Source organism: Paenisporosarcina indica (assembly GCF_001939075.1).
GTDB lineage: Bacteria > Bacillota > Bacilli > Bacillales_A > Planococcaceae > Paenisporosarcina > Paenisporosarcina indica.
In genome coordinates this window covers 595,811-609,720 of record NZ_MPTA01000002.1, presented here as the reverse complement: position 1 = coordinate 609,720, position 13,910 = coordinate 595,811, and the positions used below count along the sequence as shown (strand labels likewise).

Genomic DNA, 13,910 nt, shown 5'->3' with positions numbered 1-13,910 from the left:
TCATTTCCCCTTTCAAATTAGTTTTGGATTTTGCCTGTTTCGATTTTTTCTGCAGTTAGTAATGTCCGAGAAGAAAACCCAGAAAGAATACCAATTACATTTGTCAACTCATCCGCAGTCACACTTTCATTGACATTTCGATACGATTTCGATTTCTTGATCACTTTACCGTCTTGCGTTAATCCTGCGTCATAAGTTAGACGAACCACGGCTTGCTTAAAGTCGATGCTTGCCATGCTTACCACCTCCTTTCATTCTTTATATAGAAAGTTGGAGGGGAAAAGTGGACATTTTCCGAAAAAATTAATGGGAATTACTATTCACTGCCTGTGATGTCATAAAAGAATGATTAAATATGAAGTTAGTTGTTACAGTTGCAAAAGAGTCTTCACTGTAGTCGAAAGAACTGCGAAATATAAACAGTTCAAAAGGGGTCTGCCGTAGTTAAGATTGTGGACATCGCATACGCATGGTTGCGATAAAAATAAAAACTTCTTCAAATAGAAGCCTGGGAGGAAACGATATGAAATATTTCATGAGAGATTGGTATGACGAAATGCAGGTATCGGGGTTTCTTGTGTTTCCGGATACGAAGGCAGAATGGGACGAAAACCTTGCGTATTATGAAGAAGAGGGGATAGATATTAAGCAGGTTGAGAAAGAGAACCTAGCCTACATAAAAGAGGATTTATTGAAATTTCTTCCGGAATCTTTCCATACATATATCTACAATGGCACAATCAATTCCGAGTATCCTACTCCGAAACTTCGAGAAATGGTAGATCAATGGCAGCTGAAATTTGAAGAGCGGATGACCTCAAAGAGGGATGCCTACAGAAAAAGCTATGAATCAATTAAAGACTCGTTACCTGAAAACGTAATTAAGCTTCACGAAAATTCCTTGCATGATGCGAAGGTGACTGTCGTCGAGAGACCTTCAGACGATGTATTGGTCATGATATTGGATTGCCGTGGTGGATTCCATTATTTCACAGACATCAGAGTAACATTTTTAGGTGTGAAAGAACTTATTGTTCCTGAAAGACTAACAGGCAGCTGGTGGTTGTATGATGAGGTGTACGTTAAGGAGAAGGGGTTTGAATATTATGTCCTATTAGACAATCCCTTGCAGGAAGTGAAAATAGTCGCGGACGACGTATGGATTGAAGAATTGAATCCATCAGTGTGACAAAAACAACGGATATGAAGTGAAAAAGCGTAACTCACTAAAATACACCCCACTAAACACAAGCTAGTGGGGTGTATTCTTGAATAATCGTATCTCATTTTTCATATGTTCTTCCTATTTATCCGCAAGTACTTTTTGTGTAAATGCTTGGACATCGAGTGCAGTTTCTTCACGTTTGACATCCTCTAGCATGACATCCCGGAAATAGGCCACACTTGCGGGCAACGGTATTTTCAGTAATTTCGTCAACGCTTCCTGGTACATGACGACAAATTCATGATCTGTATTGCCCCGTTTTAATTCAGAAAAGGACTCATAAAATTGGTCCAGTTTATCTGCAAATTCCAGCAAACGTCCTTCGATGGTTGTATCTTTTCCTTCCTTCATCCGTTCAAAGAAGACAGGTTGGAATTCTTCGGGGATTTCTTCGATAATGAACTTCTCCATCATTTTTTCTTCAACATGTGCAATCATTTGTTTCAGTTCTGGAGAGGCATGTTTAACCGGGGTTTTGATGTCCCCGATGAACACTTCTGCAAAGTCATGATTAATCGTTTTTTCGTATAAGGATTTCCAATTGATCGCTTCACCGTTATTTTCTTCAATGGTTGCGAAAAACATTGCGTATTGAGATACTTTCCAACTATGTGCTGCCACGTTATGTTCCTCGAACTTAAATTTACCTGGGCATCGAATAATCCGCTCCAAGTCATTCATGCTTGTGAAAAATTTGTGAATCCCCATAACTTATCTACTCCTTTAAGGTGTTGACTTTTACCGTACACGATTGTGAATGCAATAACGAAGTACACCGATCTGCTAATAGCACGATTTTCAGTATTATCTTCGGTCTTTCTTCACTTTTGTATACAATATGGGGCATTCCCTCTTTTGGTAACAAAAAAACCCATCCCCTAGTACCATCGGAGGATGAGTTTCATTGATTATTTTGTTTCTATTGGGTGCGCTACTGGTGTTTCATAGTCAAAATCGATTTCAATGTCACCGTCGATCACAAGTGTCCCTTTTTTGCCAACCAATGAATTGTTGGCAGAAAGTTCAACAGTCAAAGTAGTGCGATCAGCAGATAACGCTGTTCCCGCAAAAGTCAGTTCTTCGTCAGAACCATCTGTGTAATAAGCCTCGATATAGAACGCGCCGGCAAGTTCTGCAGCCGTAATTTCTTCAGGTGCTGCTTCTGTCAATTTGATTTCAACTGTTGTTGGATTCAAGATTGTTACAGACTCTGCGTAAGGAAAGTACATGCTGAAGATGATGCTTCTGTATAGAAGGTTAGCAAATTCACCACGTTTGATATTCAGGTTTGTTCCAAATGTAGTCGGGGTTTTACCGCCTGTAATTTCTGTTCCGTATAAAGCTTCAATATGAGGTGCGAATACGCCAACTGCATCCGTAAACGGTGTTGGTGTAGCAAAATCTTCTAAGCCAAATCCAAGGTTCAGGAATTTAGCCATTGCGCCACGGCTTAACAGAAGATCCGGACCAAATTTCTCTTTTGTAATACCAGAAATGATTCCTGCTTTAGTAAGTGCATTAACTGAACCTTTAACACGAGAGTTTAAATCCTTAAAACCAGCATCGGGAGCATTTTTAACATCCAAACCAAGCACGTTTGCCAAGATTACTGCAGCATCGCCTCTTGTAAGATTTAAGTCAGTCCCAAAAGTTGTAGGTGTCTTTCCTTTAATCAATTCAAATTCATATAAGAAACTGACAGCTTCGTCATAATTTGGATTTACATCAATAAATTTGTGTTGCGCTGCAGAAGCAGAGGGAACGATGGCGAATAAAGCCATAACTGCTACTAAACTAGTAGCTAAAAGTGTTTTATAACTCTTGAACATTTATTTTTCCTCCTAGGATGAGTGAATCTATCAAATTGGTACAACTCAATTTACCATGTAAATTTTTTAAAAAATACAAGAAATAATTGGGATAAATGATGGACGTGCGAACCCCTATTGTTATTGGGATAAATACGACAACAAAGAGGGTTCATTGAGGAAAAAAGAAAACTTTGCTAGTGGGTATTTGCGGTTAATTATTGTCAACTATTGGTAAATATGAAGCGGAAGATAAAACATAATAGAGTATAATAGAAAGTAACAAATACAAGTAAGAGTTGACCTATGAAAGGAGATCCATATGAAATTTTTCCATACAGCCGATTGGCACTTAGGCAAGCTAGTTCAAGGTGTTTATATGACAGAAGAACAGAGATTCATCTTACAACAATTTATCGCGGCAGTTGCCGAAGAAAAACCGGATGCAGTCGTCATTGCGGGAGATCTATATGATCGTGCGGTGCCTCCGACGGAAGCAGTTAATTTACTGGACGACGTACTTGAAACGATCGTATTGGAACTAAACACCCCGGTTATTGCGGTTTCAGGAAATCATGACAGCCCGGGACGGTTGAATTTTGGCAGTCGAATGATGAAGTCCAATGGCTATCATATTACCGGTCAACTAAAGAAAGAGATGGAACCGGTTGTTCTGAAGGATGAGTTTGGTGAAGTACATTTTCATTTAGTTCCTTATGCCGATCCTTCGCAAGTTCGTCATGTATTGGACATTCCAGACATTCATTCGCATGATCAAGCCATGAAAAGCGTAACGGCACATTTAGAATCTGCCATGGATCCGTTGATTCGACATGTCTTTGTTGGACATGCTTTTGTAACACCTCATGGTGAAGCGGAGGACAATACGAGTGATTCAGAACGTCCCCTGTCAATTGGTGGGGCTGAATATGTAAGTGCCTCACATTTCAAGAACTTTCACTATACGGCTCTCGGGCATTTGCATCAAGCGCATCATGTGTTAAACCAAACCATTCGTTATTCAGGTTCTCCGTTGAAGTATTCGATTTCGGAAGAGCATCATCAAAAAGGATTTAACATCGTGCATATGGACGAACAGGGGAATGTCACAGTTGAAAAACGTTTGTTAACCCCAAATCGTGACATTCGCACGGTTGAAGGGAAAATCGAAGACATATTAAAACACTCAGTGAATGAAGATTATGTGTTTGTGAAGTTGCTTGATGAAACGCCCATTCTCTTCCCAATGGAAAAAGTACGATCTGTTTATCCAAATGCCATGCATGTAGAACGCAAAGTGCATTCGATCACGAAAGATTCCGAGCAAAGCACGTCAGGTTCACGATTGAAAATGGATGAAGTCGCCCTATTTAGAGCGTTCTACGAAGAAGTAAAAGGAGTAAAGGTATCTGAAGAAACCGAAATGATCTTTAAAAACGTTCTCCAAGAATTTTTAATGGAGCAACAGGAAATGCCTGTTTCCGACAAGAAAGAAGGGGTGAAAATTTGAGACCACTATCCTTGAAAATGACCGCATTTGGACCATACAAGCATACGGAAATCATCGATTTTAATGAGCTGAAAGGGAATCAGTTGTTTGTTATATCGGGCAGTACGGGAGCAGGGAAAACAACGATTTTTGATGGAATCTGTTTTGCCCTTTACGGTTCGGCAAGTGGGGAGGACCGTAGTGAATCACGAAGCATGCGCAGCGATTTTGCGGAAGACGATGTTCATACAGCAGTTGAGTTGGAATTTGAGATCCATAATCGCACGTATCGAATCCTGCGTCAGATGGGACATGTTAAAAAAGGCAATAAGTCTGCTACGGGTGAAAAATATGAGTTCTTTGAAAAACTTAGTGACCGGGAAATTCCATGCGTTGAACGACAAATCGTTTCTGAAATTAATCCGAAAATAGAACAAGTCATTGGACTTTCAATCAATCAGTTCAGTCAGATCGTGATGCTCCCGCAAGGAGAATTCCGAAAGTTACTGACTTCGGAAACAGAGAACAAAGAAGAATTACTGCGGAAGATTTTTAAAACTGAGCCGTATAAAATGATCAGTGAACGTCTCAAGCGAAAGAAAACGCAAGTTGAAGATGAATTAAAAATCGAACAACGATCAACCAATGGCTTCATCCAAAATATTGAGTCCGTACTTCCAAAAAGAGAATCAACGGTCTTTCATACATTAGCTCAGGATCAATATAATATTCACCAAATCATTTCAGGCTTAACTGAAGAAGTTTCCTATTATGACGAGAAAATTACCGTTGATAAAAACAAATACGACGAAGCTTACAAAGAGCATACGAAGAAATCCAATGAGTTCCATCAAGCAAAAAGTCTGAACGAGCGATTTGTTGAATGGGAAATGAAAGAACAGAAACTGAAATCTTTGAACATGGACTTGCCTTTGTTTAATAACAAAGAAAAGCAACTGGAAAGAGCTGAACGTGCAAGCCTAATCGAAGCCATTGAACGACAATATAGAGATCTTCAAAAAGAAACGTTTGAAAAAGAAAAAATCCTAAATATAGCATATGATTCTGAAGCGAAGGCCAAGGAAAAAATGGAACAGATGAATCAGCTTTATATAGAAGAAGAGAAGAAATTACCACAACGTGAGCAAGTGACTGCAACGCTCATACGATTGAATGATTTCTTGCCGATTGTAAAGGAAATGGATACAAAAGAATCCGAGCTAAAGACAGTTCAAACACAATTGGGAGAATTGAAATCAAACTTTATGTTGATTGAGCGACAAGTAACGGTAGGCAATGAGTCACTACATGTGCTGAAGCAGGAAATAGATCAACTGGATCAGCGATTGGTTGTGTTTGATGAGCACGTGCAAACATTAGCCGACCTAAATGACCAATGTCGTGTATTAAACGAGTTTCTCGCGATACAGCAAGCATTTCGCGAGCAAGAGGCTGAAACACTCAACGAGAAACTGAAATTTGATAGAGTTCACGAAACATACACAGCCCTGGAACAACAGTGGTTCGACAATCAGGCACGTGTGTTGGCAGCTCATCTCCATGATGGAGATGCTTGTCCGGTATGCGGCAGTGTAGAGCATCCGAATAAAAATGACCAAGATCAAACCATTGCCCCTTCAAAAGAAGAGCTGGAACAATCCAAGTCGATATTAAATAAAGTGGATAACCAGTATCGAGATGCGGTTGCAAAACAAAGTGCTTTATCGGATCAAATCATCAAAAAAGTCGAAGAACTTACGACATTGGGTGTAGATCCTCAACAAGCGAGAACAGTCTATGGAATCCTGGATGAGTCCCGCCTGAAAGTAGATCGTGAAGTAAGTACGATGCGTAAAGATAAAGCAAAACTCTTGGAAAAAAAGCAACAACATCAAGTTCAGGCGGTAAAAGTAGAAGAACTGCAACTGAAAAAAGTACAAGTCGAAAAGTCGTATCAAGAAATGAATTCTACTTTCGAAAAGTTGAAAGCCATTTATGAGGACAAACTTCATTCGATACCGCACGAAATAAGAGTTTTAACGCAATTAGAGCTGCAAATCAAAGAAACAAATATCCACAAAAATCAGTTAGAACATGCTTGGTCAACTATTCAACAACAACATCAGGATGCAAAAGAGCAGCATTCTTCTTCCATTTTGACAGTTAAGCATACGGAACAAGCAGTTCAAGAAACAAATGATAAAAAAGACAAGGCCGACATTCAATTCAAGGCGGCTCTAAAGAATTCATCTTTCAATTCTGAAGGAGACTACCAACTAGCAAGATTGAAGGGAAATGAAATGGTTGCACTAAAAGAGCAGATTATTGCTTTCAAACAAGCTCGCCATACCTTAAGTGAACAAGTCGCAGAGTTGAACACGCTACTTGAAAACAAAGAAAAAGCCGATTTGATCGTTCTTCAAAGTGAATTATCGACGATGAAACAAGCTTATGAAACTGCGTTGAACGAAGTCAATCAATCGATCGACTACAAAAAAACAGCAGATCAATTAATCGTGAAAATTTCAAACTCCCATGAAAAAGCAATGATGAAAGAACAAGAATTCAACCAAATTACGGATTTGCATGATGTCATCAGAGGTCATAATGGCTTAAAGATTTCCTTTGAACGGTATTTACAAATTGAATATCTCGAACAAATACTCGTATTGGCAAATGAACGTCTCAAGAATTTGTCAAATGGCCAATTCCATTTGATTCGCAGTGAACGACAGGAATCAAGAGGCAGACAAAGTGGATTGGGACTAGATGTATATGATGCGTATACAGGGCAAACACGTGATGTCAAAACGCTTTCCGGAGGAGAGAAGTTTAACGCGTCGTTATGCTTAGCGCTTGGAATGGCGGATGTTATCCAAAGTTTCCAAGGCAATGTCTCGATTGACACCATGTTTATTGATGAAGGATTTGGATCGCTTGACGAGGAATCCTTGAACAAATCCATTGACACATTAATCGATTTGCAAAAATCGGGGCGGATGATCGGCGTTATCTCGCATGTACAAGAATTAAAAACGGCCATTCCTGCAATTTTAGAGGTAAAAAAATCAAAAGAAGGCTACAGTCATACGCAGTTTGTCATAAAGTAATTGAAAAAAATCTACACAATGGGTGTCTCCTTTGCATAAGTATGTATAGACATGAAAAGGAGATGTGTGTTTGACGAAAACCTTTATCGATGAGTCTTTGGAAGAACTTCACTTTTGGCTTCAAATACTAGGTGATCATAGTCGATTCATTTACGACTCTTTGGCACCGAGCGAGAAGGAATATATCGAAATTGCGAACTCTTTCAAGAAACGTTTTGATAAACTGCTTTTTAATTCAAAACAACCAGTAGACCAACAATCTCTGTTATTACTCCTTCAAGAAGCTGAGACCCTGAGTTGTGAGATTCGTGATTTTAAATTAATCCTGATCAAAGAACACTTGGTAGGGGAAATTAAGATTTCCTTGTCTCCGACTTTCATTAATCATATGGTCAATGAAGTAGAGGAAGCCATTCGTATTTTTTCCTGCTTAGCCAAAGGCCAGATGCCGCCAGTTGTTCATTCCTTGCACCATGACCTTTTATGGTTATTGGACGCAGCCGGTCATGCGGGTGCAATTGATGCCAATCTGGACCAAGTGGAAAAAAACCTGAAGGAAGACGGAAAACTGTTCGCAAAAGAATGGGAAGGATTCTATTTGAAAGCGGTAGAGTTTGCAGGTTACCTTCGTACGAATGTCCTGGAGTTTCCTGCACTTGCCAAGTTCCACAAGGATGTGCATCTGGAAATGATTGTTTTCAAACGCTTTTTACGCGAGTTAGAAGAAATGGAAATCAAAAAAGAAGCACTGGGTACATTCTCTGCATTAATGGCTGACCATATGGCTCGTGAAGAGTGCTATTACTTAATTAAACTATCTCAAACAACAGATCTCCCAACACCAGATTGCGACCCGGCAAAACCAAGAACCGAATGAAACATCGGATCCAAGTCAAGATTGACAGGCAAAGAAAAAATGCTGCTCCTAACCCTAAGGGACCAGTGAAAAGTCACCAATATAGCATGACTAAGTCTTCACTATAATTCATGCCTAGGCATATTGATTGTATCTTTGGAAAAAGCATACACTTTTTGACTGAGCGAGGGCTCAGTTGTAATAATCGTGGGTCACGTAGGAATAATTGGGGATGACGTAGGAAAAAAGAGAGTTCACGTAGGAATTATTGATCTTTAAGTAGGAAACACCCCTTTTCCAGAAAGAGTTTCCCGTTCTTCTTTTCACAGAAAAGGCTGCCAGGCCCTTCGGCAGCCCAAATCAAGCGCTTGGATGCTTCCGCACGCTAAGCTTAATGGGTGTTTCTGTAAGAGAAAAGAGTGCTAAATGACTGAGCGAGGGCTCAGTTGTAATAATCGTGGGTCACGTAGGAATAATTGGGGATGACGTAGGAAAAAAGGGAGTTCACGTAGGAATTATTGACCTTTAAGTAAGAAACACTCCATTTCCATTAATTTTCACAGCATTTTTCCTAGGCATATGAATGACATCTAATTCAGTACAGTGTATACAAATAACTAACGAGCCTTTCCTCAATATTCCCGAGGAAAGGCTCGCTTTTTTAGAATGAAATGACTTTTTCGGTGGCCACCTAATAAGAAGTAACATTTTTTTAGTGGCTAATTTAAAGAAGGCTGATGATATTGAATGAAAAACGAAAGAGTGCATTTACTCCTAGCACAGCTTTTCAGCGATGAGCTTGCGCAGGAGCACAGCCACAAGAGCGTGAAGAATGAGCCAACAAGTATGAATGTAGTTTTCATACTTGTTGGCTCATGCGGAACCTGCGGTAAGCACAAATGTACGATAACAATAGAATAGTTTGTTTAATACAGCATGCCTTAAAACTCCGTAATAAAAAAATGCCGCCCTCATAAAGAGGACAGCATGCAGACAATTATTTTTTCGTTTTATTTTTCTTAGACGCTGACAGACGGCCAAGTGCGAATACACCCGCAGCTAATCCGATCGCTGTGTTCGTACGCTTGTTGAACACTTGTTTTACAACAAGATTCAAGTTAGCTGGACGTTCAGCTAATCTTCTCATGAAATATCCGTACCAATCATCGCCGAAAGGAACGTATGTGCAGAAGTTGTAGCCTTGTTTCGCTAAATCAACTTGCATATCTTTACGGAAACCATATAGCATTTGGAATTCGTATTTGTCTTTCGGAATTTGATGCTCTTCCACGAATTTCTTCACGTGGTTGATTACATTGTGGTCATGTGTTGCAATTGAAGAGAATTTACCGTTTAGTAAATGATATTCGATCAATTTGATGTAGTTAGCATCAATTTCTTCTTTTGTTTGGTATGCATGTTCAGCAGACTCTTTATAAGCGCCTTTAACGATGCGTAGACGTAGATTTTTGTACTGTTCGATGTCGTCTTGTGCACGGTAGAAGTATGCTTGAATAACTGTACCGACATTGCTGTATTCTTGTAACAGTTTATCCATCAAATCAAATGAAGGTTGAAGGTGACCGTAATCTTCCATATCAATATTGATATGCATATCGTATTTGCTTGCAGCAGCCACGATTCCTTTCAAGTTCTCGTAACAGAAATCAAAGTCGATATCCAAACCAAGTTGTGTAGCTTTCAATGAAATGTGAGCGTCTACTCCATGTTCATTGATTGCTTCAATCACTTCAAGAATATTGTTTTTTGCTTTAATGGCTTCTTCTTTTTCGAAAACGAATTCTCCAAGGTTATCGACTGTCGCGCTAATCCCTTGAGCGTTCAGTTCCTTGATGCTTTTGATTGTCTCTTCAACATTCGTTCCTGCTACGACTGTTTGGGCACCCATTTTCAGGCCGTATTTTTTAGCTGCGCTATTCAATAGTTGGTTTTGAGATAAGCTCATGAATACATCTTTTAAAATTGGCATTGTTTATCCTCCTGGAAGTGTTTCATACTATATCATTTTACATCTGAAATTAAGGGGGAAGTTACTCCATAACCTATTATGTTAATTTGATTTAGGTTTATTATATAGCTTTTACATAGAACATGCATTATTATTTGTACCGAAAAAAAGGGTTCAGAATATACAAAAAAGGCAGTGAATATCAAGCATACAAAATTGGAAATACCTGCTTTTTTTGCACCAGTTTTGATTAATAGCTTTGAGAAACAGTAATCACTAGTTGAAAGGGAAAATCATCCCCAATAAACAAACAACCATCTAATTATGGGATTAAGTATAGTCATTTATTCCTTTATTAAAGATAAATCCTTATTTCTTATAATTATTTGCAAAAAATGAAGGCGATAAAGTGTAAATGCTCGAATCTTATAATTTAAGGTTCGAGCTGTTTTTTATCCTCGAGGCTGATATTTTCTTAGTGTTAAATAGGGTGTATTTTAACAATGAAAGTTCTGATTGCAATTGATTCCTTTAAAGGAAGTATCTCTTCTATAGAAGGAAGTAAAGCTATTTCCTTAGGAATACAAGATATCTATGCTGATGCGAAAATCGAAAGCCTACCCTTAGCTGATGGTGGTGAAGGCACTGTAGAGGCATTGGTACTGGCGGTTGGTGGGGAATTGGTAAAAGCGGAAGTAAAAGGACCATTAAATATAATTACTACCGCGGAATATGGTATTTTACACGATGGGAAAACTGCAGTGAGAGATATTAATACTAGATTACATGTAGATGGTACTATAGTTGATCAATAAAAAAGCTATCTGAAAGGTCATGACATGACTTTTTCGGATAGCTTTTACTTTTAAATGTATTGCAATTAAGCCAATTGCTGTTCAGCAAATTCACGATAGAGTGAATGGGATAGTATTAGTTCGTTATGCGTGCCGATCCCAGTAACTTGACCTTGTTCAATGAAGATAATTTTATCCGCATTGACGATGGTGGATAATCGGTGCGCGATGACAAATGTCGTACGTCCTTCCATTAAGCGTGTTAAGGCTTGTTGTACTATTCCTTCGGATTGGCTGTCTAAACTAGCAGTTGCCTCGTCCATCATGAGGATTTTGGGGTTTCGAAGGAATGCTCGAGCAATGGCGATTCGTTGACGTTGTCCACCCGATAATTTCACTCCGCGTTCTCCAACTTCTGTTTCCAATCCATTTGAGAAGGCTTGGATAAATTCATCTGCATACGCCATTTTGGTCACTTCCCAGAGACGTTCATCCGTTATGCTTTCTGAATCATGTAATCCATAACATAAGTTGGCACGGATGGTACCAGCCATCATGGCACTTTCCTGTGAAACGTAGCCGATTTGATCACGCCAAGAAGTCATCGATAATTCATTGATCGGTGTGTTGCCGATTCGGATTTCCCCTGACGTAGGTTCATAGAAGCGTTCAAGTAATCCGAAGATTGTTGTTTTACCTCCACCACTTGGACCTGCAAAGGCAATCATTTCCCCCGGCTGCGCGTCAAACGACACATCTTTAATAACGGGCTCCTCGTCATTATAAGCAAAAGTTACATTGGATACGTGGACCGGTTCGTTCGTAATATCCACCACTAATCCTTCTTGACCTTGTTCTAATGGCAATTCAAGTATGTCAATGATTCTTTCTGTCGCACCTTTGGCTTTTTGTAGTTCTGTAAAGAACATGGCAAATGACGTAATTGGGAAAATGATTTGGAAAAGATAAAGTAAAAATGCAACCAGTGAGCCAGTCGACATCGTCCCGTTAGCAACGCGAATGCCGCCATATCCAATGATCATAACAATTACGATCATGACAACAAGATACATAAGGGGGGCGATCAACGCGAATATTCGTGCTTCTTTTAGACCGAAATTGAGTAGTTTAGAGATTCCGCTTAATCCATTTTCTTGTTCTACGTTCTCAGCAGTAGAGGATTTCATTAATCGGATTTCGCCTAGGGTTTGTGTAATAGTACCGGTAAATACAGCTGTCTCATCCTGTAAACCACGTGATATTTTAGCCATCTTCTTGCCAAGCGGAATCATAATGGCTACTGTAATTGGCACGGAAAGTAACATGATTAGCGTCATTTTCCAATCCAAAACGAGTAGGATGATAATGGCACCGATGATGGAAATAATCCCATTGATAAATTGCGGAAAATGATCCGAAATCAAATTTCGTACAACCCCTGTATCGCTGACGACACGGCTGACCACTTCACCTGTCGCTTGCTTATCAAAAAAGCTGACGCGTAAACGGATTAGTTGTTTCCACATCCGGTCACGAAGACGAGCGACAATTGTATGGCCGACTAAACTTAATAAGTAGATGGAAATCCCGCTAATAATCGCTTGGACGATAAACGCAACCCCTATTCCGATCATGAGAGGCGTACTTAAAGCATCAAACGAAAAACCATCCACTAAATTTTTGGTCAGTAAAGGGACAATCAAACCTACAATCGTTGTAAGAATGCTTGCGGATAACCCGATAATCAGTGCGGTTTTTGGGATTTTAAGTGAGAAGATCAGTGAAAAAAATGGTTGTAGTCCTGTCTGTTTTTTTTCCATTATGAAAACTCCTATCAAAAGACTGTTTCATGTTCCTCTTAGAGTTCAACAACTCTATGGGTGTTTCCTGCAACACTCCGTATAAATAGGAGGGGGCAATCGTTTAATTACCTATTAGAAAATTTTTTAACAGTGCAAGTCGTTCGCGTAATCTCATTTTTAACTCGACGATTTTCGGCGTATTAGCAGCAACCACGTCGGTTTGGAGGTCAAGATCGGACGCAATACTTTTTGCGCGTGCTAGGTGAAAATCACTTGTGATGATTGTTGCTTTTCGTATAGAGGGAGGCAGTAATTCTTTGGAGAGTAGAATATTCTCATAGGTCGAAGTAGATGCTGATTCTAGTAGTAGACGCTCCTCATCAATGCCATTTTCGACAAGATATCTTCTCATAGCTTCAGCTTCACTAATATACTCGTCATCCCCTTGACCACCAGATAAAATCAACTTCACATGTGGATATTCTCTTGCATATTCCAATGCTGCTTCTAGACGATAACGCAAAGCAAGGGAAGGGGTTTCTCCATTCACTTTTGCACCGAGAATAATCGCATAGTCATTTTCACCGTTGGCAACAGGCGATTGTCCTTCCGCCATCCATTTTCCTGTAAGCATCCATAAGAAAATGCACGTGACCAGGACAAGGCAGAGCATGATGATGAATTTGTGAGAAATTGTTATTGTGAACACTCCTTTTTTTTTGGCTCATGCGGAACGTACGGCTAGTGTAAATGTAGATAAAGAACAGTGTAGTTTAACTGACTTTGTTTCTAGTCAATGCAGAAATTGGCATAAATAGATTGAACAAGATCTTTTAGTAAAAGAACGCCAAAGAACT

11 protein-coding genes are annotated in these 13,910 nt (G+C 39.5%); 5 read left to right on the top strand and 6 right to left on the bottom strand.

Going from position 1 to position 13,910, the window contains the following annotated elements:
* Nucleotides 1-17: 17 nt before the first annotated feature.
* Nucleotides 18-236: a DUF1659 domain-containing protein gene (locus GY23_RS08410; RefSeq protein ID WP_075618761.1), complete on the bottom strand. Its 219-nt coding sequence runs from the start codon at nt 234-236 to the stop codon at nt 18-20.
* 287 nt (nt 237-523) lie between these two features.
* Between GY23_RS08410 and GY23_RS08405 the strand changes: the two genes are divergently transcribed.
* Complete coding sequence (locus tag GY23_RS08405) at nt 524-1,189, top strand: DUF4085 family protein (RefSeq protein ID WP_075618760.1); 666 nt, start codon at nt 524-526, stop codon at nt 1,187-1,189.
* A gap of 114 nt (nt 1,190-1,303) precedes the next feature.
* Here GY23_RS08405 and GY23_RS08400 read toward each other — a convergent pair whose 3' ends face one another.
* Entirely contained in the window at nt 1,304-1,933 is a 630-nt protein-coding gene (locus tag GY23_RS08400; protein ID WP_075618759.1) for a YfbR-like 5'-deoxynucleotidase, read from the bottom strand.
* A gap of 200 nt (nt 1,934-2,133) precedes the next feature.
* Complete coding sequence (locus GY23_RS08395; protein WP_075618758.1) at nt 2,134-3,054, bottom strand: S-layer homology domain-containing protein; 921 nt, start codon at nt 3,052-3,054, stop codon at nt 2,134-2,136.
* A gap of 301 nt (nt 3,055-3,355) precedes the next feature.
* Between GY23_RS08395 and GY23_RS08390 the strand changes: the two genes are divergently transcribed.
* From GY23_RS08390 to GY23_RS08380, 3 genes are all read left to right on the top strand, one after another.
* Nucleotides 3,356-4,543, top strand: coding sequence for an exonuclease SbcCD subunit D (locus GY23_RS08390; protein ID WP_075618757.1), 1,188 nt, complete (start codon nt 3,356-3,358; stop codon nt 4,541-4,543).
* A complete protein-coding gene (locus tag GY23_RS08385; protein ID WP_075618756.1) occupies nt 4,540-7,632 on the top strand; it encodes an AAA family ATPase in 3,093 nt (1,030 codons plus the stop codon). The genes GY23_RS08390 and GY23_RS08385 overlap by 4 nt, the downstream gene beginning before the upstream one ends.
* A gap of 70 nt (nt 7,633-7,702) precedes the next feature.
* Nucleotides 7,703-8,509, top strand: a complete 807-nt coding sequence (locus GY23_RS08380; RefSeq protein WP_075618755.1) for a DUF2935 domain-containing protein — start codon at nt 7,703-7,705, stop codon at nt 8,507-8,509.
* A gap of 976 nt (nt 8,510-9,485) precedes the next feature.
* Here the strand turns inward: GY23_RS08380 and GY23_RS08375 are convergent.
* The gene (locus GY23_RS08375) at nt 9,486-10,472 is read right to left on the bottom strand and encodes a proline dehydrogenase family protein (protein WP_211270659.1); all 987 of its coding nucleotides are present in this window, start codon (nt 10,470-10,472) and stop codon (nt 9,486-9,488) included.
* A gap of 488 nt (nt 10,473-10,960) precedes the next feature.
* Here GY23_RS08375 and GY23_RS08370 point away from each other — a divergent pair, with 488 nt between their 5' ends.
* Entirely contained in the window at nt 10,961-11,272 is a 312-nt protein-coding gene (locus GY23_RS08370; protein WP_075618753.1) for a glycerate kinase, read from the top strand.
* Nucleotides 11,273-11,337: 65 nt separating this feature from the next.
* Here the strand turns inward: GY23_RS08370 and GY23_RS08365 are convergent, their stop codons facing one another.
* Together GY23_RS08365 and GY23_RS08360 are read right to left on the bottom strand one after the other, a co-directional pair.
* Nucleotides 11,338-13,071, bottom strand: a complete 1,734-nt coding sequence (locus GY23_RS08365; protein WP_075618752.1) for an ABC transporter ATP-binding protein — start codon at nt 13,069-13,071, stop codon at nt 11,338-11,340.
* A 103-nt stretch (nt 13,072-13,174) separates the two neighbouring features.
* The gene (locus GY23_RS08360; RefSeq protein WP_245827611.1) at nt 13,175-13,687 is read right to left on the bottom strand and encodes a YdcF family protein; all 513 of its coding nucleotides are present in this window, start codon (nt 13,685-13,687) and stop codon (nt 13,175-13,177) included.
* Nucleotides 13,688-13,910 lie beyond the last annotated feature (223 nt).

Coding starts and splice junctions, on each gene's coding strand:
- GY23_RS08410 (WP_075618761.1), bottom strand. CDS start 236: ATGGCAAGCATCGACTTTAAGCAAGCCGTGGTTCGTCTAACTTATGAC.
- GY23_RS08405 (WP_075618760.1), top strand. CDS start 524: ATGAAATATTTCATGAGAGATTGGTATGACGAAATGCAGGTATCGGGG.
- GY23_RS08400 (WP_075618759.1), bottom strand. CDS start 1,933: ATGGGGATTCACAAATTTTTCACAAGCATGAATGACTTGGAGCGGATT.
- GY23_RS08395 (WP_075618758.1), bottom strand. CDS start 3,054: ATGTTCAAGAGTTATAAAACACTTTTAGCTACTAGTTTAGTAGCAGTT.
- GY23_RS08390 (WP_075618757.1), top strand. CDS start 3,356: ATGAAATTTTTCCATACAGCCGATTGGCACTTAGGCAAGCTAGTTCAA.
- GY23_RS08370 (WP_075618753.1), top strand. CDS start 10,961: ATGAAAGTTCTGATTGCAATTGATTCCTTTAAAGGAAGTATCTCTTCT.
- GY23_RS08365 (WP_075618752.1), bottom strand. CDS start 13,071: ATGGAAAAAAAACAGACAGGACTACAACCATTTTTTTCACTGATCTTC.
- GY23_RS08360 (WP_245827611.1), bottom strand. CDS start 13,687: ATGCTTACAGGAAAATGGATGGCGGAAGGACAATCGCCTGTTGCCAAC.